17 protein-coding genes are annotated in these 19562 nt (G+C 69.3%); 8 read left to right on the forward strand and 9 right to left on the reverse strand.

The genetic code is table 11. The features are described from left to right. The first annotated feature begins 53 nt into the window (after positions 1-53). On the forward strand, positions 54-719 hold the full coding sequence (locus UAA55_RS28615; protein ID WP_322957083.1) for a TerC family protein: 666 nt from the start codon (positions 54-56) through the stop codon (positions 717-719). Positions 720-1057: 338 nt separating this feature from the next. Continuing rightward, the gene (acnA, locus tag UAA55_RS28620) at positions 1058-3766 is read left to right on the forward strand and encodes an aconitate hydratase AcnA (RefSeq protein WP_145727982.1); all 2709 of its coding nucleotides are present in this window, start codon (positions 1058-1060) and stop codon (positions 3764-3766) included. Between the two features lie 108 nt (positions 3767-3874). Here the strand turns inward: acnA and UAA55_RS28625 are convergent, their stop codons facing one another. Genes UAA55_RS28625 through UAA55_RS28645 form a run of 5 tightly spaced genes read right to left on the reverse strand, consistent with a single transcriptional unit; the run spans position 3875 to position 6691 of the window. Beyond that, positions 3875-4171: a hypothetical protein gene (locus UAA55_RS28625; RefSeq protein ID WP_322957085.1), complete on the reverse strand. Its 297-nt coding sequence runs from the start codon at positions 4169-4171 to the stop codon at positions 3875-3877. Positions 4172-4179: 8 nt separating this feature from the next. Next, positions 4180-4692, reverse strand: a complete 513-nt coding sequence (locus tag UAA55_RS28630) for a hypothetical protein (protein ID WP_322957086.1) — start codon at positions 4690-4692, stop codon at positions 4180-4182. Beyond that, complete coding sequence (locus tag UAA55_RS28635) at positions 4692-5030, reverse strand: hypothetical protein (RefSeq protein WP_322957089.1); 339 nt, start codon at positions 5028-5030, stop codon at positions 4692-4694. The genes UAA55_RS28630 and UAA55_RS28635 overlap by 1 nt, the downstream gene beginning before the upstream one ends. Next, positions 5015-5566, reverse strand: coding sequence for a hypothetical protein (locus UAA55_RS28640; protein ID WP_322957091.1), 552 nt, complete (start codon positions 5564-5566; stop codon positions 5015-5017). The genes UAA55_RS28635 and UAA55_RS28640 overlap by 16 nt, the downstream gene beginning before the upstream one ends. 36 nt (positions 5567-5602) lie before the next feature. After that, positions 5603-6691, reverse strand: a complete 1089-nt coding sequence (locus UAA55_RS28645; RefSeq protein ID WP_322957092.1) for a hypothetical protein — start codon at positions 6689-6691, stop codon at positions 5603-5605. Positions 6692-7506: 815 nt separating this feature from the next. On the opposite strand from UAA55_RS28645, the gene UAA55_RS28650 reads away from it, so the two are divergent. Continuing rightward, positions 7507-9714 carry an ATP-binding protein gene (locus UAA55_RS28650; protein ID WP_322957093.1) on the forward strand — a complete coding sequence of 736 codons (2208 nt, stop codon included), beginning with the start codon at positions 7507-7509 and terminating at the stop codon, positions 9712-9714. Positions 9715-9762: 48 nt separating this feature from the next. On the opposite strand, the gene UAA55_RS28655 is transcribed toward UAA55_RS28650, so the two are convergent. From UAA55_RS28655 to UAA55_RS28665, 3 genes are read right to left on the reverse strand one after another with little or no spacing between them, the layout of a single operon-like run. Beyond that, positions 9763-10479 (reverse strand): periplasmic heavy metal sensor, encoded by a 717-nt coding sequence (locus UAA55_RS28655; RefSeq protein WP_322957094.1) that lies wholly within the window; start codon positions 10477-10479, stop codon positions 9763-9765. Beyond that, the gene (locus tag UAA55_RS28660; protein ID WP_322957097.1) at positions 10476-11045 is read right to left on the reverse strand and encodes a hypothetical protein; all 570 of its coding nucleotides are present in this window, start codon (positions 11043-11045) and stop codon (positions 10476-10478) included. Before UAA55_RS28660 ends, UAA55_RS28655 begins: the two co-directional genes overlap by 4 nt. Positions 11046-11060: 15 nt before the next feature. Continuing rightward, positions 11061-11720, reverse strand: coding sequence for an RNA polymerase sigma factor (locus UAA55_RS28665; protein WP_322957098.1), 660 nt, complete (start codon positions 11718-11720; stop codon positions 11061-11063). Between the two features lie 446 nt (positions 11721-12166). Here UAA55_RS28665 and UAA55_RS28670 point away from each other — a divergent pair, with 446 nt between their 5' ends. From UAA55_RS28670 to phoB, 5 genes are all read left to right on the forward strand, one after another. Next, entirely contained in the window at positions 12167-14452 is a 2286-nt protein-coding gene (locus UAA55_RS28670; RefSeq protein WP_322957101.1) for an NADP-dependent malic enzyme, read from the forward strand. 294 nt (positions 14453-14746) lie between these two features. After that, positions 14747-15775, forward strand: a complete 1029-nt coding sequence (locus UAA55_RS28675) for a histidine kinase dimerization/phospho-acceptor domain-containing protein (RefSeq protein WP_322957103.1) — start codon at positions 14747-14749, stop codon at positions 15773-15775. Next, positions 15762-16247, forward strand: coding sequence for an ATP-binding protein (locus tag UAA55_RS28680; RefSeq protein ID WP_322957104.1), 486 nt, complete (start codon positions 15762-15764; stop codon positions 16245-16247). Before UAA55_RS28675 ends, UAA55_RS28680 begins: the two co-directional genes overlap by 14 nt. A gap of 241 nt (positions 16248-16488) precedes the next feature. Continuing rightward, positions 16489-17253: a phosphate signaling complex protein PhoU gene (gene phoU, locus UAA55_RS28685; RefSeq protein ID WP_322957106.1), complete on the forward strand. Its 765-nt coding sequence runs from the start codon at positions 16489-16491 to the stop codon at positions 17251-17253. A gap of 96 nt (positions 17254-17349) precedes the next feature. After that, positions 17350-18054, forward strand: coding sequence for a phosphate regulon transcriptional regulator PhoB (gene phoB, locus UAA55_RS28690; protein ID WP_004272237.1), 705 nt, complete (start codon positions 17350-17352; stop codon positions 18052-18054). A gap of 198 nt (positions 18055-18252) precedes the next feature. Here phoB and UAA55_RS28695 read toward each other — a convergent pair whose 3' ends face one another. Continuing rightward, entirely contained in the window at positions 18253-19449 is a 1197-nt protein-coding gene (locus tag UAA55_RS28695; RefSeq protein ID WP_322957108.1) for an FAD-dependent oxidoreductase, read from the reverse strand. Positions 19450-19562 lie beyond the last annotated feature (113 nt).

Consider the following 19562-nt stretch of genomic DNA (forward strand, 5'->3'; position numbering starts at 1 on the left):
GTGCGCGATCCGGCGCGCGCTTATGCCGCAGCCATGCTATGAAGGGTCGATCCATGACCGGAACGGCTGCCTTCCCCATGCTGCTTGCTGAACTGACCGCCCTTATCCAGGTGCTGCTGATCGACCTCGTCCTGGCGGGGGACAACGCCCTGGTGGTGGGCATGGCGGCTAGCGGCGTGCCGGAGGACAAGCGCCGCAAGGTCATCTTCTGGGGCATCGGCGTGGCCGTGCTGATGCGCATCGGCTTCGCCCTGCTGGCCACCCGCCTGCTGGACATCATCGGCCTGACGCTGGCGGGCGGCATCCTGCTGCTGTGGGTGTGCTGGAAGCTGTGGCGCGAACTGCGCCAGCACGGCAAGGAACAGCAGGCGGCCGGGGAGGGGCATGAGGCCCAAATGCCCTCGCTGGCGGGCAAGAGCGTGGGCACGGCCATCCGCCAGATCGCCCTGGCCGACGTCTCGATGTCGCTGGACAACGTCCTGGCCGTGGCGGGGGCCGCCGAGGACCACACGTGGGTGATGGTGCTGGGCCTGATCCTGTCCGTCGCCTTGATGGGGGCGGCCGCCACCCTCATCGCCCGCCTGCTGGCCCGCTATTTCTGGATCTCCTACATCGGCCTGGCCATCATCGCCTATGTCGCCTGCCACATGATCTGGGACGGCAGCACCGAGGTCGCGCCCTTCGCCCAGCCCTTGATCGACATGATCCACAAGATTTGACCGGCTTTCGGGCCCTGGCGGCAGGCGTCATGCGGACCGCCAGGTTGATTTATCAAGAGGCTGGGGAATCTCGGCAGGGGAGGCATGCGATGTCGCCCCCGCCGCAACCCTCCGGGCATTTGATCGCAGGCGCAAAAAGCGGTAAACCTCGCGCGCGCGCCTTTCCGCGCAAACCTTCGATCAAGGGCGTCCCCAGCCCGGCATTCTTATTTCATAAGGGCCTCAATAAGGGGACGTCGCGAAGGGTGTCGGAATGGCCGTCCGCATCGTTGGCCATGACACCCGCTGAAGGGTGCCGGCGGCGCGGTACCATCCCCTTCCCCTAGGAGGCCACTCCTGTGTCCACGATCACCGGTCACGACACGCTGAAAACCCGCCGCAGCCTGAGCGTCGGCAGCAAGAGCTATGACTACTTCAGCCTCAAGGCGGCTGAGGAAGCCGGCCTGGGCGACCTGTCCCGCCTGCCCTACAGCCTGAAGGTGCTGCTGGAGAACCTGCTGCGCTTCGAGGACGGCCGCACCGTCAGCGTCGACGACGTGAAGGCCGCCGCCCAGTGGCTGGTCGACCGCCGCAGCGACCGTGAGATCGCCTACCGCCCGGCGCGCGTGCTGATGCAGGACTTCACCGGCGTTCCCGCCGTGTGCGACCTGGCCGCGATGCGCGAAGCCATGGTGGGCCTGGGTGGCAAGCCGGAGCGCATCAATCCGCTGACCGCCGTCGACCTGGTCATCGACCACTCGGTGATGGTGGACTATTTCGGCGGCCCCGACGCCTTCCAGAAGAACGTCGACGTCGAATTCCAGCGCAACGGCGAGCGCTACGCCTTCCTGCGCTGGGGCCAGAAGGCCTTCAACAACTTCCGCGTCGTGCCCCCCGGCACCGGCATCTGCCACCAGGTGAACGTTGAGTACCTGGCCCAGACCGTTTGGACCGACGGCGACCAGACCGGCGCCACCGTCGCCTACCCCGACACCCTGGTTGGCACCGACAGCCACACCACCATGGTGAACGGCCTGGGCGTGCTGGGCTGGGGCGTGGGCGGCATCGAGGCCGAGGCGGCCATGCTGGGCCAGCCCATCTCCATGCTGATCCCGGAAGTCATCGGCTTCCGCCTGACGGGCAAGCTGAAGGAAGGCGCCACCGCGACCGACCTGGTGCTGACCGTCACCCAGATGCTGCGCAAGAAGGGCGTGGTGGGCAAGTTCGTGGAGTTCTACGGCCCCGGCCTGGACGCCCTGACCCTGGCCGATCGCGCGACCATCGCCAACATGGCCCCGGAATACGGCGCCACCTGCGGCATCTTCCCGATCGACGCCGAGACCATCCGCTTCCTGAACTTCACCGGCCGTGACGCCGACCGCGTCGCCCTGGTGGAGGCCTACGCCAAGGCCCAGGGCATGTGGCGCGACGCCAACAGCCCCGAGCCGGTGTTCACCGACACGCTGGAACTGGACCTGAACAGTGTCGAGTCCTCGCTGGCTGGCCCGAAGCGTCCGCAGGACCGCGTGCTGCTGTCCAACGCCAAGACCGAGTTCGAGGGCGTGTTCGCCAAGGATTACGCCGGCAAGCCCGCCAGCAACCCGGCCAAGGTGGCCGGTGAGGACTTCACGGTCGACCACGGCGACGTGGTGATCGCGGCCATCACCAGCTGCACCAACACCTCCAACCCCAACGTGCTGGTCGCCGCCGGCCTGCTGGCCAAGAAGGCGGTCGAGGCCGGCCTGGCCACGAAGCCGTGGGTGAAGACCTCGCTGGCCCCCGGCAGCCAGGTCGTGACCGACTACCTGAACGCCGCCGGCCTGACCCCGTTCCTGGACAAGCTGGGCTTCAACCTGGTCGGCTACGGCTGCACCACCTGCATCGGCAACTCCGGCCCGCTGCCCGACGCCATCGGCGCCGCGGTGGACGCCAACGACCTGCTGGCTTGCTCGGTCCTGTCGGGCAACCGCAACTTCGAAGGCCGCGTCAACCCGCAGGTGAAGGCCAACTACCTGGCCTCTCCGCCGCTGGTCGTTGCCTACGCCCTGGCAGGCACCTTGCGCAAGGACCTGACCACCGAGCCGCTGGGCAAGGGGAAGGACGGCAAGGACGTCTTCCTGAAGGACATCTGGCCGAGCAGCGCCGAGATCGAGGACGCCATCTCCAAGTCCCTGACGCCGGAGATGTACCGTTCGCGCTATGCCAACGTGTTCCTGGGCCCGCAGCAGTGGCAGTCCATCGAGACCGCCACCGGCCTGACCTACAAGTGGGAAGACGACAGCACCTATGTGAAGCTGCCGCCGATCTTCGAAGGCATGACCACCACCCCGGGTGCGGTGCATGACGTGAAGAAGGCCCGTCCCCTGGCCATCCTGGGCGACAGCATCACCACCGACCACATCTCCCCCGCCGGTTCGATCAAGAAGACCAGCCCCGCTGGCACCTACCTGATCGGCCACGGCGTGGAACCGGTGGACTTCAACGGCTACGGCGCCCGCCGTGGCAACCACGAAGTCATGATGCGCGGCACCTTCGCCAACATCCGCATCAAAAACGAGATGGTGCCGGGCGTTGAAGGCGGCGTGACCAAGTACATCCCCACCGGCGACGTCATGTCGATCTATGACGCCGCCATGAAGTACCAGGCCGACGGCACGCCGTTAGTGGTGTTCGCCGGCCAGGAGTACGGCACCGGCTCGTCCCGCGACTGGGCGGCCAAGGGCACCCGCCTGCTGGGCGTCCGCGCCGTGGTGGCCGAGAGCTTTGAGCGCATCCACCGGTCCAACCTGGTGGGCATGGGCGTCCTGCCCCTGCAGTTCAAGGACGGCGCCAGCCGCAAGACCCTGGGTCTGGACGGCACCGAGGTCATCGACATCACCGGCGTCGAGGCCGGCCTGAAGCCCCGCATGGACCTGACCCTGACCATCACCCGCGCGGATGGCAAGGTCGACACCGTGCCGGTGCTGTGCCGCATCGACACCCTGGACGAGGTCGACTACTTCAAGCACGGCGGCATCCTGCAGTACGTGCTGCGCAACATGCTGAACCAGCCCCAGGCCGCCGAGTAAGGGCCGCTGCGTAAGGCGTGATATCGGCCCCGGCGGTTCTTCGGATCGCCGGGGCCAAAAGGAAAGGGGCGCCACCCGGCCGGGTGGCGCCCCTTTTTATGACCGCAATCAGTGCGGCGGGCCTTTGAAAAACCTGTCCGCCGCAATTTCCTCCGGTGTTTTGCCCGACATGGGAAGCAAAGGCACGAACCGATTGAACGCCAGTCCCAGGGATGCAATACCGAGGACAAGTCCATAGATGACGCGCATGCCGGGCCAATCGCCGAACAGCGATTTCCATGCGACAGCAGCCCCCACCAGCAGGAGCGCCTCGATGCCTAGGAACGCAGCGATAGCTGCGTAGGCCCGCCGTGCCTTACGCCGTCGACGTTGGTGAGCGAAAGATAGCCAGCCATCTTCGCCCATCCCATTCCTCAATCGAACTGCAGGTCGCTGACGGCGTCGCCGACCTCGGAGACAGGCAGCAGGCCGGCCGCCGTCAGGTCACCCGCCGCCACCAGCAGGGTGCGACCGGCGGCACCGGGGATGCCGGCGGCCAGGGCCAAGGTGGCCAGGGCCTCACGCGTCGGCGCCTGGCTGATCACGCCGTTGCCGTAGATGAGGATGGAGACGGCCAGGGTGCCCGGCCGGTTCTTTTCCACCAGTGCCGCCGCGTTCATCAGGCCGCGCAGAGTGGAGACGCGGGGGAAGCCGCTGTCGCTGAGGGTGTCGCCCTCCTCCCCCAGCACCCAGTGGCGGCCCACCAGATCCTCCACACCCACCAGGATGGCCAGCGGCATGCCGCGGTGCCGGCCCGTGGCCACGGCCACCAGGCCGCCGTCCTGCGGCGTCCGCGGCAGCTGCACGCTGCCGCCCAGGATGTGCTTCACGCTGTCCAGCACGGACGCCACGGCCTGGGCCAGCGCTTCCGCCCCCGTGGGGCGCATCAGGCTGGGCCAGGCGCCGAACAGCAGGGAGGCCAGGCCGGCGGTGCCGCTGTCGGCCCGGTTCGCCGGGGCCGATGCCGGCGCCCGGCGCAGCTTTCCTCCACGGCCTCCAGCCGGCCGGCCAGGGCCTGCACGGCGCCCGTGTCGGCGGCCTTGACCGGCGCGGCGGCCCCCTCGCCAGTCTTGGCGTTCGGGGCCGGTGGCGGCAGGGCGGGAAGACCGCCCTTCACCTGGTCGCGCAGGTCGCGCACGTCCAGCTGAGTGGTGCGCACGGCATTGACCACACGCAGCAGCAACTCATGCAGATGGTCGACCAGGCCGCTCAGCTGTTCCGGCAAGGGGCCGGGGGAAGGTCGGGCAGGCGCACGCCGTTGACCGCCTTGGCGTGGCTCAGCCAATTCTCCAGCACGCCCACCCGCTGGGTCACGTCATCCAGGGTGTGCTTCAACTCGCCCACGCCCCGGGCCAGGCGCTCCGCCTCTTCCGCGGGGCGGCCGGCATGGTGGCTGACCACACCGGTCAGGTGGGCCACACGCTCGCGCAATTCCTGGATGGACTGGCCCAGCGCGTTGATGCGCATCGTTTCCGGTAACGAAACGACGGCGGAATGCATGGCCGTCAGGTCGTTACGCAAGTCGCGCAATCGGCTGCCGACGTGCAACGCCAGGTCACGCACGATGGATTCGGCGTAATCGAAGGGATCGACGCTCTCCTCGATTTCGCCTTCCCGCGCCCCTTCCTGCACGGCCGGCGTCACCACCTCGGCATCCACGATGGGCGCGTCCGTGGCGGGCGCGTCGGAGGGGGCGGCGCTATGGCTGCCCGGACCGGCGTCGCCATCGGGGCCTGGGGCGTCACGGTGCTCGTCGGTCATGGCATCGCTCACGAGATCGGGGAAAGGGGCTGGCGTCTAGAGATCGCCAGCAATGGCTTCTAGCAGACGGGCGCGCCGCTTGTCCGCCTGTTCGCGTGGTAGACGCGGCACGGTGGACGCCGGGGGCCGCGACACGGGCGGCTGGGGCGGCGGCACCGGCGCGTCGGAGGAAGCCTGCGGCGGCGTCTCCACCACCACCGGCGTCGCCAGTGACGGCGCCTCGGGCACCTCCGCCGCCGAGGCCGCAACGGGGACCGCCGCCGGGGCCCCCGAGGGCACGGGCGCGGATTGGGCCGGCGTGGACTTGAACGAATGCAGCGTCACCCGGGCCGCGATGGCCGGCGCCGAGGCCATGCGGATCGCGCCGGGCACCGTCACGGCGGGCGACACGACGCGGGCTGGCGCCGGCTGGTTGGCCGGGGGATGGTTGGGCGTGGACAGGGGCTGGGTCGGCAGGGGGGCGGCGATGGCCGAAGGGCGCACCGGCGTGGGCGGGGCGGCACGCAGCGACATGGCGCCCGGCACGCGGGGGGTGGGCGTGGGAACGGCCCGCATCTCCGCCTGCCCGGCCGGAGCCTCTCGCCCTTTGGTCCCCAGGCTGGTGAACAGCGGGCCGGCGCGGGATGGCTGCGGCCCGGGGGCGGGCTGGGTCGGAACCGGCTGAGCCGGCGCCGGCCGGACGGGAACCGACAGCGGGGCGGCGGCCACGGCGGCGCTGGGCGGCACCGGCGGGGCGACCGGGGCCGGGGCCGGCGACATCTCCGCTTCCATCCCCGTGGCGGACGGCGGCAAGGCCGCGGCGGGGGTTTGGTCCGGCGGCTTGCCACCGTCGCTGATGTCGGCCAGCAGGCGACGCAGCACGGCGGTGGCGGCGGAACGCCCTTCACCCACCTGGCCCAGCGCCTTGACGGCCAAGGCCGGGTCGATGCTGATCTGCAGGAAGCCGAATTGCTCCGCCGACAGGGACTGAAGCTTGCGGGTCAGGCCCTCGGCCTGTTCCTCGCCCGCGACGTAGCGGCGGATGGTTTCGATGGTGGAGGTGACGACGGCGGCGTCGCGCACCGCGCGGGAGGAAAAGACGGGGCTGCGGCCCGTGTCCGCCCGTCCGCCATCGACGCGCCCCACCTCCAGGCGGGCGGCCCCGGGCGGCGCGCCTTTTCCTTCCGACGCCTCCCCCTGGGCCTCCCCCTGGGGGCCGCCCCCGTCAGGCCCCTCGGGAAGGAGAGCATCCGGCGGGGGGACGCATCATCCCCCTTGCCGGCAATCCAGCCCATCACCTTCCGAAACATGCCACCCTGCCCCCTGCAAGAGACCGGATTATGACCCCACGGGTCCCGGCACGGCAAACGGTTTGCACCGGCCGTAAGTTCTCGACGGACTAATGGTTACCACGGCCCGTCCGGCCGATTCAATTTTCCATCCCCTGCGAATTCTTCAGGCTCTTGAGCCCTGTAATGCAAGAAAAAAGGCATCTTCTGTCGGACTTTCCCCCATTTCTCCCCGCCGGCGTGACAAGCGGGGAACGGCAATCGCAAATTGATCGCACCGGCGGTGCGATTCCACTTGCAGCCGAGGTGCCGACAACGATGACGCCTGGTGAATTTTAAAATTTTAGAGATTTTTTCTAACCGATAATTGCGCGCCGCGTTCGCAAATGTAATTGGCCAATTCTTCAAGTCGGCGTACAGTCCCGCGCGGGGGCGGGCCCTGGCCAGCACTGGGCCGGGGAATCGAAATATCCGTTTCCCGTCATGGCAGTTTCCCCACAGGCAGCAGCATCGACCGGCGACCGGGCCGGCGGGCCCTTGCCCGGTGGGCGATGGGGTGAACCGGACGTGCGGCGCTTGGAACGGGGATTGCGGCGATGGGACCGCCCACTGGGGAACCGCCCGCTGGACGCGCGCCCATCCTCCGGCGGGCGCCCTGCCGATCTTCTGGAAATGCTGGGCCGCCGCGCCGAGTCCGTCCCCCGCCGGCAGTTGATCGAGCTGGGTCAACTGATCCTGATGGCCCTGAACCACCGCGAGGACATCTGGCTGGTGCCCGTGCTGACGGCCGTGGTGGCTGGCGGCGCCGCCACCTGGGCGCCCTGGCCGGCCATCACCGCCTGGGCGCTGCTGTCCATCGCCACGGTGGGCGTATCACAGCTGGCCTTCCAGCGCTTCCTGGCGCAGGCCGACCGTCTGACCGATCCCCGTCCCTGGCTGCGGCTGCTGGCCACCGCCCGCCTGGCGCCCTCGGTGGTGTGGAGCCTGCTGCCCCTGTTCGCCTGGCCCGGCGACCATCTGCCCGGCCGCTTTTTCCTGATCCTGGTGCTGAGCGCCGCCATGGCGCTGCGCACCGGTGGCACCGCCCCCCATCCCTTGGTGCTGCGGCTGCAGCTGGTGCCGCCGGCCCTGGCGCTGCTGGCGCTGACGGGCACGGCCATGGTGCCCAACGCCACCCCGCATGGGGGCGCGCCGGGCCTGGCCCTGATCCTGGGCAGCTTGCTTTATCCCGTGTTCCTTTACCGCATGGGGCGTCAGACCTGCCTGCGCATGCGCCACATGCTGGAACTGCAGTTGGATCTGACGGCGGCCAAGCGCGCCGCCGACCAGGCCAACGGCGCCAAGTCCGGCTTCCTGGCGACGCTGAGCCATGAGATCCGCACCCCCATGACCGGCATCCTGGGCCTGACCCAGCTGCTGCTGGAAACGGGCCTGTCCATGCGCCAGCGCGACTATGTCCGCACGGTGCACGAGTTGGGCGAATCGCTGCTGGCCATCCTGAACGACGTCCTGGACCTGTCGAAGGTGGAGGCGGGCAAGCTGGAGGTCGAACAGACGGCTTTCGACACCGGCCCCCTGCTGGACGGCGTGCGCAAGCTGATGGCCGGCCGCGCGGCGGAAAAGGGGCTGGACCTGCAAATCCGTAAAGGCCCGGGCTTCCCCGAACGCCTGATGGGCGACCCCCTGCGCCTGCGCCAGGTGCTGCTGAACCTGGTGGGAAACGCCATCAAGTTCACCGAGCGCGGCTGGGTGCGCATCAGCGCGTCAGCCGACCGCATGGCCGACGGCCGGCTGCAGTTCGGCATCATCGTGTCCGACACGGGCGTCGGCGTGCCGGAAGCGGCGCAGGGCCGGCTGTTCGAAACCTTCAGCCAAGCCAGCGCCGAGGTCACCCGCCGTTATGGCGGCAGCGGCCTGGGCCTGGCCATCGCCAAACAGCTGATCCAGGCCATGGGCGGCGAGATCGGCTTCCACAGCCGGCCGGGCGACGGCAGCCATTTCTGGTTCACCATCCCCACGGCGGAGCCGGAAATGGAGGCCACCGCCAGGGGCGCGGAAACCGACGCCGCTTCCGTCGCCCTGCCGCCCCTGTCGGTGCTGGTGGTGGAGGACGTGACCGCCAACCAGGTGGTGCTGGACGCCCTGCTACGGGCGCGCGGGCACAAGGTGACGGTGGCCGCCGACGGCGCCGCCGCTGTCCGCCTGGTGGCGCACGGCTGCTTCGACCTGGTGCTGATGGACATGCAGCTGCCCGGCATCGACGGGCTGGAGGCCGCCCGCCGCATCCGCGCCCTGCGCGACGCGGCGCGGGCGAACGTGCCGGTGGTGGCCACCACCGCCAACACCGACGCGGCCGACGGTGGCCGCTGCCTGGCGGCGGGCATGGACGCCTTCGTCACCAAGCCCATCCGGCCCGAGGCGCTGTTCGAAGCCATGCACCTGGCCTGGGTCGCGCGCGGCGCGCGGGTCTGGCCGGAAGAGGCGGCGACCGAAGGCCCCGCCGTGCTGGACATGCGGCAGATGGACACCGTGGCCCAGGCCATTGGCCGCCAGGACATGCCGGAATTCATCGCCATCACCGCCCGCACCCTGGTGGAGACGGCGGAGCGCTTCCTGGAGAAGGTGGCGGGCGGCGACCTGCCGGGCGCCGGCCAGGCCGCCCATACCCTCTATGGCGTGGCCGCCAATGTCGGCCTGACCGGCCTCTCGGCCGACGCCCGCCGGGCGCAACAGGCCTTGCGTGACGACCACCCGGAAATCCAGCGCGCCCTGGCCACCCGCCTGCGGGACAATGCGGAGGAGGCGGCGGAGATGCTGGGCCGCTGGCTCAACGAATGGCTGGGTGGGCAGCCGGCCGCCGCCAGCAGCGCCGTCGCCTGAAAAGGCTGCGCGGGAAAGGCCCCGGGATCCTTCCTGAAGACCTTCGTTTCAATGCGGGGTCACCGGCGTTGCGGTGGGGGCCCGCGGGGTCAGGGGGATGCCGCCGTCGTTGTGTGGCGTAACCGCGGGATTCACGACCGGGCCCCCAGGACCGGGCCCGTCGGGGCCATCTTCCGACGGCGGGGGCGGGCCATCAGGGAAGGGCGGATGATCGAAGCGGCCGTCCGGCCATCCGTGTCCCTCGGGCCCACGTCCATCAGGACCCCGGCCGTCAGGCCCGCGCCCGTCCGGACGGGGGCCGTGCATACCGCCCAAGATGAAGGGGGACTTCATCTCCGACAGTTTCTTGCGGCCTTCCGGCGACATCCGGGACAGGGCGTCGATCAGCGCCGCTTGGCGCGACGCCTCGAAGGCGCGGCGGCTGTCCGCCACCTTTTTCAAGGCGGTGGCGAAGGCGTGGGCGTCGAAGGTGTCCGCAGCCAGCAGGGGCTGGATTTCAGCCCAGCTTTCGCGGGCCTGCTTCTCCAGCGCCTGGAGGTCGGCGCGGTCGGGCGCCATGGTCTTCTGCAGCAGCTCCGCATCCGCCGGCGGCAGGATGTCGGACAGCGGGCGTGGCCGATAGTTCAAGCCGGGCGCCGGCCCATGGTCCGGCCCCACCTCATGGTGCCGGAAAAGATGGGGGATGAAGGTGCCGGCCAGGAACAGGTTCACACCGACCGACGCGATGAGCAGGGGCCCACGCCACCGGCTGGAAAACACACTCATCGGGCGTGGGTCTCCACGGTGTAGGAGGTGAACAGCAGGCTGGGCGTGTCCGTGACGTCGGCCTGCGCCGTCTCCACCGTGGCGCCGGCCTGGGCGCCCTGGGCGCCCTGGGCGATGGCCTCCGTGGCGGACGGCAAGGTCATGACGCCCACCAGGATACCGGCCATCGTGGCGCCCGCCAACCACCCGGCCTGCGGCGCCCGCACGCCAAGCCACGAAAGGGCCGTGCGCACCACGTCGAAGGGCGAGGGCAGAAAGGTGTCCAACTTGCGCGGCGCGGCCTTGGCGGCCGCCGCCGGCGCCGCCATCGCGTCCAGACGGGCCAGAGCGCCGGCCACCACGCCGTCCACCCGGGCGGCCGAAATCTCCGGCTCCGCCACCATGGACAGCAGCGCGTCCAGCCGCGCCTCGTTCACCACCAGCTCATGCGCGGCGCCATCCATGGCCAGCGCGCGCACCGCCGCGGCCCGGCGATCCGCCGGCCAGCGGGCGGGGTTGCCGCCGTACACGGCCGTCAATGCCGCGATATCCTCCACGTCGACCGTGGACCATTCCCTGTCAGCCATGACCAACCCCCTACCCTAGACCTCACCCGTATCCTGAACCACACCGGACAGGCGCGCCCGCAACGCGCGCCGGGCCCGGGCCAACAATGACTCGACCGCCGAAACAGACAGGGACAGGATTTGCGCGGCGTCGGCGGCGCTGCGTTCCTCGTAATAGCAGAGCGTGACGGCCAACCGCTGCCGTTCCGGCAGCTCCGCCAAGGCCTGCGACACCAATTTGGCCGTCTGTTGCCGTGCCATCACATTCACTGCGGATGGCGTGGGGTCAGACGGCTCCGGTATTCCTTCCAACCCGGCGAAGGCGGGACGCCTGCGCCGGTCCACACACAAGTTCACCACCACCCGGTGCAGCCAGGTGGAAAAGCGGGCGCGGCCATCGGGGATCCAGTTCTTGGCCCCCGTCCACACGCGCAGCATCGCCTCCTGCACCACCTCGTCGGCGTCGGCCGCGTTGCCCAGGATGCGCTGGGCCAGTTTCATGGCCTTGGGCGCGTGGCGGGCCGCCAGCAGGGCGAAAGCCTGCCGGTCCCCCTGGGCGATGCGGGCCAGCAGGGCGTCGTCACCCGGCTCCGGCCCCAGCCCCGTCAAGGTGCCGCCCGGGTTGCCCGCGGGCGCGGCGATATCGGACGCCGCGGCCGCGCCCACGCGCGGCTGCGGCTGGACGGATTCGTCCATCAGTTCCCCTGGAGAGTGAGCCGGGACGTCTATGTCGCGAAGCGCATACATGACCCCTTATACGGGCCGCCGGCAATGCCCTGTCGGTAAGGTTGCCGAATAAAATCTAGGCCGACCTTAGACGGGATCCAAGGTTGCCGCCGTGAAAGGAATGTCGCGGGGACGGTCCTGCCCCAAACCGCCGCCCCCGCGACGCCCGGTCCCGCCAGCCCCGATTGGGCGGGACCACGCGGATGCGCGCCCCCGCACGCATCCCGGCGCCGCCCCCGACCTGCCGCGATTGCAGCCCCGCCCGCGGAACAGAGGTCGGGGGCGGATTTGCCCGTGACCCCGCCCGGATCGCTCAGCTACCATCGCGCGCAATAATCACAAGGGTCGGCACCGACCGGCCCGGCAATCAAAGGGCCGGCGAAGACCGGCTCGTAAACGCGGTGGAGAGAGAACGTATGGCTGATACCGAGAAGCGCGTCACCGACGCCGAGGCCCTGCATCTGCACGCCAGCGGCCGTCCGGGCAAGCTGGAGATCACGCCGACCAAGCCCCTGACGACCCAGCGCGACCTGGCGCTGGCCTATTCGCCGGGCGTGGCGGTGCCGTGCCTACGCATCCATGAGGATCCGGCCACGGCCTATGACTACACCGCCAAGGGCAACCTGGTGGCCGTCATCTCCAACGGCACCGCCGTGCTGGGCCTGGGCGACCTGGGGGCCCTGGCCTCCAAGCCGGTCATGGAAGGCAAGGCCGTCCTATTCAAGCGCTTCGCCGACGTCGACGGCATCGACCTGGAGGTCGACACCCGCGACGTGGATGAGTTCATCAATTCCGTGCGCTACCTGGGCCCCAGCTTCGGCGGCATCAACCTGGAAGACATCAAGGCGCCCGACTGCTTCATCATCGAGCAGCGCCTGCGCGAGCTGATGGACATCCCCGTCTTCCATGACGACCAGCACGGCACCGCCATCATCGCCGCCGCGGGCCTGATCAACGCCCTGCACCTGACCGGCCGCGGCATGACCGACGCCCGCCTGGTGGTGAACGGCGCCGGTGCGGCCGCCATCGCCTGCGTGGAACTGATCAAGTCCATGGGCGTGCCGCATGAGAACGTGACCCTGTGCGACACCAAGGGCGTCGTCTACCAAGGCCGCACCACCGGTATGAACCAGTGGAAGTCGGCCCACGCCATCACCACCGACGCCCGCACCCTGGCCGAGGCGGTCAAGGGCGCCGACGTGTTCCTGGGCCTGTCGGTCAAGGGGGCCCTGACGGCCGAGATGGTGGCCACCATGGCGCCCAAGCCCATCATCTTCGCCATGGCCAACCCCGATCCGGAAATCACGCCGGAAGAGGTGAAGTCGGTGCGTGACGACGCCATCGTCGCCACCGGGCGGTCCGACTATCCCAACCAGGTGAACAACGTCCTGGGCTTCCCCTACATCTTCCGCGGCGCCCTGGACGTGCGGGCCAGCACCATCAACGACGCCATGAAGATCGCCGCCGTCAACGCGCTGGCCGAGCTGGCGCGGGAAGACGTGCCGGATGAGGTGGACGCCGCCTATTCCGGCCGGCGCCTGCGCTATGGCCCCGAATATATCATCCCCGTGCCCTTCGATCCGCGCCTGATCGTGAAGGTGCCGGCGGCCGTGGCCCAGGCGGCCATGGACACCGGCGTCGCCAAGCGCCCCATCACGGACATGGAGGCCTACGGCCGCGCCCTGCGCCTGCGCCTGGACCCCACGGCCGACAGCCTGCAGCAGATCTTCGACAAGGTGAAGGCCAACCCCCGTCGCGTCGTCTTCGCCGAGGGCGAGGAGGAGCGGACGATCCGCGCCGCCCTGGCCTTCCGCTCCGCCGGCTACGGCACGCCCATCCTGATCGGCCGCGAAAAGGTGGTGGCGGAACAGATGGCGGCCTTGGGCCTGCCCCAGGGCAGCGCCCCCCTGGAGGTGCGCAACGCCCGCCTGTACCAGTCGACGGAAAACCAGCGCTACACCGACTTCCTGTACGCCCGCCTGCAGCGTAAAGGCATGCTGCACCGGGACTGCCAGCGCCTGGTGAACCAGCACCGCAACGTCTTCGCCGCCTGCATGGTGGCGCTGGGCGACGCCGACGCCGTGGTCACCGGCCTGACCCGCGACTTCTTCACCTCGTACGAGGAGATCGGCCACGTCATCGACCCGCGCGAGGGCGCGCCCGCCTTCGGCCTGTCGGTGCTGGCGCTGCGCAAGCAGACGGTGTTCATCGCCGACACCACGGTGCATGAGCGCCCGACCGCCCAGCAACTGGTCTACATCGCCGAAGGGGCGGCCCGCATGGCCCGCCAGATGGGGCACGAGCCGCGCGTGGCCTTCCAGTCCTTCTCCAACTTCGGCCAGCCGATGCGCGAGCGGGCGCAGCATGTGCGCGACGCCGTGGCCCTGATGGACCAGCGGGGGGCCGACTTCGAGTATGAGGGCGAGATGTCGGTGGACGTGGCCCTGGACCACGACCTGATGAAGCGCCTGTACCCGTTCAGCCGCCTGTCCGGCCCGGCCAACGTGCTGATCATGCCGGCGCTGCACACCGCCAACATCGGCGCCAAGCTGCTGCAGAAGATGGGGGGTGGCACGCTGATCGGCCCGCTGCTGATCAACCTGGAGAAGCCGGCGCAGATCGTGCAGATGGGCGCCACGTCCAACGAACTGCTGACCGCCGCCGTCATGGCCGCCCACGACAGCCTGCATCCCGCTGGCTGATCGCCGGCAGGCGGAACACGAGCAAGCGTATCCAGTATACGGAGGTGCCGGCCTAGCGCCGGGTTCAAGTAAAAGCGGGCCGTGGCCGGCGGGGGCACCCCCAAAGGCCACGGCCTTTTCTTATGAAGCGGGATGGCTCCACGGCCGGTCCCGGGATTAAACTTCCATGACGTGGGTTCCAGGCGCCATTCCTGCGCTATGTTCGGTGCAATGAACGGGAAGGCGCACTTTTGACCTGGCCTGTTTTGGCCGGATCACGGGAATCAGCATGGGTGGGTTTGGGAGATGAGTTGTTTGGAAACGCGCCCCGATCGTTTTGTCGCCATCGCCGTGCTGATGCTGGCGCCGACGGCGGCGCTGCTGGGCGCGCTGGTGATCGCCGGGCGGCTCAACATCCTGCTGGCGTTGGCGGCCTTCGCCCTGGTGGCCGCCGTGACCGCCGTGGCCCGCCACCTGGTATTGCGCGACAGCCGGCTGATCGCCGCCTATCTGGACCAGGTGCGGGACCGCCGCACGCCCCTGCCCCCACCCCAAGCCCGCACCCTGACCGGCGCCGCCCTGCTGGACGACATCGCCCAGCTGCATCAGAACTGGCTGCGCCACCGGGAAGAGATCGAGCACCGCCTGGCCGCCGACGAAGCGGTGGTGGAGGCCCTGCACGACCCCCTGATGCTGGTGGACGACAAGCGCAAGGTGGGCCGCGCCAACAGCGCCGCGCGCGCCCTGTTCGGCGACCGCATGCTGAACCGCGACCTGGCGGTCAGCGTGCGCAACCCCGACGTCCTGGCTGCGGTGGACGCCGTGCTGGCCGGCGGCGACAGCCGGCGGGTGGAATTCACCCTGCCCCTGCCGGTGGAGCGCGTGCTGGAGGTGCGGGTGACCCCCTTCCGCCCAGCGGCGGAGGACGGCGCGCCGGAGCATGAGATCACCGCCATCGTCACCCTGCACGACATCACCGCCATCAAGCGGTCGGAACAGATGCGGGCCGACTTCGTGGCCAACGCCAGCCATGAGCTGCGCACGCCCCTGTCCACGCTGGTGGGCTTCATCGAGACGCTGCGCGGCCCCGCCCGCGACGACGCCGACGCCCGCGACCGCTTCCTGGCCATCATGCAGGAACAGGCCGGCCGCATGTCCCGCCTGGTGATGGACCTCTTGTCCCTGTCACGCATCGAGTTGGATGAGCACACCCACCCCACCGGCGAAACCAACGTCGCCCAACTGGTGCACAGCGTGGTCGCCATGCTGGAGCTGAAGGCGGCGGCGCGGAAGATCACCATCCGCGTCCAGGGGGGAGGATCTGCCCCGGGTGCAGGGGGATGAGGACCAGCTGACCCAGGTGTTCCAGAACCTGATCGACAACGCCATCAAGTACGGGCGCGAGCAGACCGACGTGGTGGTGGCGCTGGAACGGGCGGAGGCTCCGCCGGCGCCGGGCGCCACCGGCATCCGCGCCCGCCAGGCGGCGCCCCAGAAGGTGGTGGGCATCAAGGTGTCGGTGACCGACAAGGGCGAAGGTATCGCCCGCACCCATCTGCCCCGCCTGACCGAGCGCTTCTACCGCGTGGACGCCGCCCGCAGCCGCGCCCTGGGCGGTACGGGTCTGGGCCTGGCCATCGTGAAGCACATCGTCAACCGTCATCGCGGCCGCCTGACCATCGACAGCGAAGTGGGCAAGGGCAGCACCTTCACCGTCCACCTGCCCGGCGTGGAAAAGCCGGGGGAGAAGGCGGAAAAGCCCTTACCCCAATCTGCCCCGAATCTGTCACAGGAAGGCGGCCGGGGCGCCGCCTGACGGCGAAGCGGCTTCAGCGACCCGGGTGGCGGCACTACGGTCGTATGGCATAAGCCGCTGAAGCGGCGGCGCTTTTTGGAAATCAAGACGACCGGCAGCGCCGTCACAAAACTGTCGTTTATCTGTAGCAATTCCATAGCGACCTGTCGCTATGGTCCACCCTGCCCGACCGGCGATGTGTCCAGCCGGCCGCCGTTTTTCATGCCCCGGCCAGGACCGCCGGGGGTGGGGTGGTAAGAGAATGCCGGCCGAGCATACGGTTAAGTCGTTCGAGCAGCAGCTGCAGCGCCTGTCCAACCTGATCACCCAGATGGGTGGCGTGGCCGAAGCCCAGGTGGACGGCGCGGTCCAGGCGGTGGTGCGCCGCGACGCGGACCTGGCCGCCCGGGTGATGCAGGCCGACCATCAGCTGGACGACTATGAGCGCGGCATCGAGCAGGAGGCCGTGCGCATGCTGGCCCTGCGCCAGCCCGTGGGCGGCGACCTGCGCGAAATCCTGGCCGCCCTGAAGATTTCCGCCGACCTGGAACGCACCGGCGACTATGCCGCCAACATCGCCAAGCGCAGCATGGCGATGGCCAAGCTTCCCGCCGTGCGGCCCGTCAGCGCCATCCCGCGCATGGGCAAGCTGGTGGAAAGCATGCTGAAGGACGTGCTGGACGCCTATATTGACCGCGACGTGGGCAAGGCCATCGACGCCTGGAACCGGGATGAAGAGCTGGACGACCTGTACACCAGCCTGTTCCGGGAGGTCCTGACCTATATGATGGAAGACCCGCGCAACATCACCCCTTGCACCCACCTGTTGTTCATCGCCAAGAATCTGGAACGGGCGGGCGATCACGCCACCAATATCGCGGAAACCATCCACTTCCTGGTGCTGGGCCAGACCTTGACCTCCGACCGGCCCAAGCATGACCAGTCCAGCTTCGTCGTCGGTCCCACGGCCGATGTTGACCTGCACGGCAGCGGCCTGCACGGCGCCGACGCCGTGGACGATGTGTGAGCCTTTCCCCGGGCCGTTCCTCACGCCCGAACCTATAGACGACTTAGACTTGCCACCGCTTACCCGACCCCGGACAGCCAGTTTTAGGGACACCCCATGAACGCCTCGTTGAAGCCCTTGGTTCTGATCGTCGAGGACGAAGCCGACCTCGTCACGCTGCTGAGCTACAACCTGGAAAAGGAAGGCTTCCGGGTGCTGACCGCCGGCGACGGCGAGGAAGCCCTGCTGCTGGCCGATGAGCAGGCGCCGCACCTGGTGCTGCTGGACTGGATGCTGCCGCTGATGAGCGGGCTGGAGGTCTGCCGCCAGATGCGCCGCAACCCCAAGACCCGTGAAATCCCCATCATCATGCTGACCGCCCGGGGCGAGGAGGCGGACAAGGTGCGCGGCCTGAACTCCGGCGCCGACGACTACATCTCCAAGCCCTTCAGCCCGACCGAGCTGGTGGCCCGCATCCGCGCCGTGCTGCGCCGGGCCGTGCCCTCGCTGGCCGAGGAACTGCTGCGCTACGGTGACATCAGCATGGACCTGGCGGCCCACCGCGTGCGCCGCAACAGCCGCGACATCCACCTGGGGCCGACGGAATTCCGCCTGCTGCGCCATTTCATGCAGCACCCCGGCCGCGTCTTCTCGCGTGAGCAGCTGCTGGACATCGTCTGGGGCCACGACGTCTATGTGGAGCCGCGCACCGTCGACGTGCACATCCGCCGCCTGCGCAAGGCCCTGAACGAGGACACGGAACTGGACATGATCCGCACCGTGCGTTCGGCCGGCTATGCCCTGGACATGAAGTCGGCTTGATGGCGCGTGGCCTTTGACCTTGATGGATCAAAGGCCCCTTCGGACGCCGGGTTCCGACATGCGCCGGCTTGGCTTCCCCGGTTTACAGTCCGCCACGCCATCCGCAAACTTCCGGCGGCCCCTTTTCCTTGTGAATGAGGGACCGCGTCCTACGGCGCGAGGCCGAGTCTCGTGCCGCTGCTTGGGACATAGCGCTTCCTAAATCACGTCCGCGAACAGGGCGGCCGCGCCCACTTCCGAAAGGTGGATGGCGCGCGCCGCGCGCACGCGCATCTCCTCCTCATAATTTCGCGCGGCCTCCTCAGGCGAGGCTTGGCCGGCCAGGCACGCCGCCAGCACGGCGGCGTCCCGCAGGGCGGTGTTGGCGCCCAGGCCGCCGGCGGGGCTCATGGCATGGATGGCGTCGCCCAGGAAGGTCGCCGGTGCCGCCGTCCAAAGGGGCCAAGTACGGGCCAGGCGGGCGCTGCGCACCGGCAGCAGGGCCACGCCGTCCCGGTCGGCGTGCCGGAACAGGCCGCGCAGGCTGGGGTGCCAATCGCGGGCCAGATGCTCCGCCACCATCGCCGGCACCACACCGGGGAAAGCTCCGGTCAGCCGAGTACGGGGGCCGATCAACGCCCAGTAGAGATAGTCGGCCACAGGCGTGACGCCGGGTGGCGTGGCGCCCCAATCGAACAGCATGGGGTCGATGATGCCGGCATAGCCGTCCGCGAAGACCACGCTGGTGCCGGCGCACAGATCATCGCTCACCGCCGCCCGCACCTGGGGTGTCAGGGTGGTGCGGCCATAAAGACAGACCGCGCCCACGTCCAGCGGTTCCGCCTGCGGCATCAGCTGGCGGCGGACGGCGGAGTTGACGCCATCGGCGGCCACCACCAGGTCGGCGCGGACGGCGGTGCCATCGGCGAAGGCGACGTGGGCACGGCCGTCCGGGCCCACGGCCAGGGTCTGGAAGGCGGCGCCGAAGCGTACCCGCTCCGCGATCCCCGTCAGCAGGATTTCCCGCACGGTCTGGCGGTGGGCGCAGAGATCGCCAGCATCTTCCCGCGTTTGCGCGCCGTCATCGGCGGCGCTCCACACCGCCGGCGCGCGACCGGCCACCGGCGCCAGCTGGCCGTCCAGGAAACGGCTGCGCGGGGCCGGCACGGCGCAGGTGCGCCGGAACAGGTCGTACAGTTCGGCCGGCAGGCACCGGGCCAGGGCGTCGGCGCCGTCGGCGTCGATGCGCAAGCGATAGCCCTGCGCCCTGCCGTCCAGGGCCCCGTCCCGCTCATACACCACGCAGTCGATACCGGCGCGCGTCAGCGCCTGCGCCAGGCACAGGCCACCCAGGCCCGCCCCGATGATCGCCACCCGCGTCCCGTCCATCTCGTCACCATCCGCCAAAACCGTCATTGGGGATTCGGTAACGCGAAACAGGACAAGCTTGATAACGATAGTCGGACGAAAAATAATGCGGAACGGCCAAACCGTTCGCCAGCCGCCTCCGTCCCCCTCCCCCGCCAGCC

It is taken from the genome of Nitrospirillum guanabarense, assembly GCF_034653355.1.
Lineage (GTDB): Bacteria > Pseudomonadota > Alphaproteobacteria > Azospirillales > Azospirillaceae > Nitrospirillum.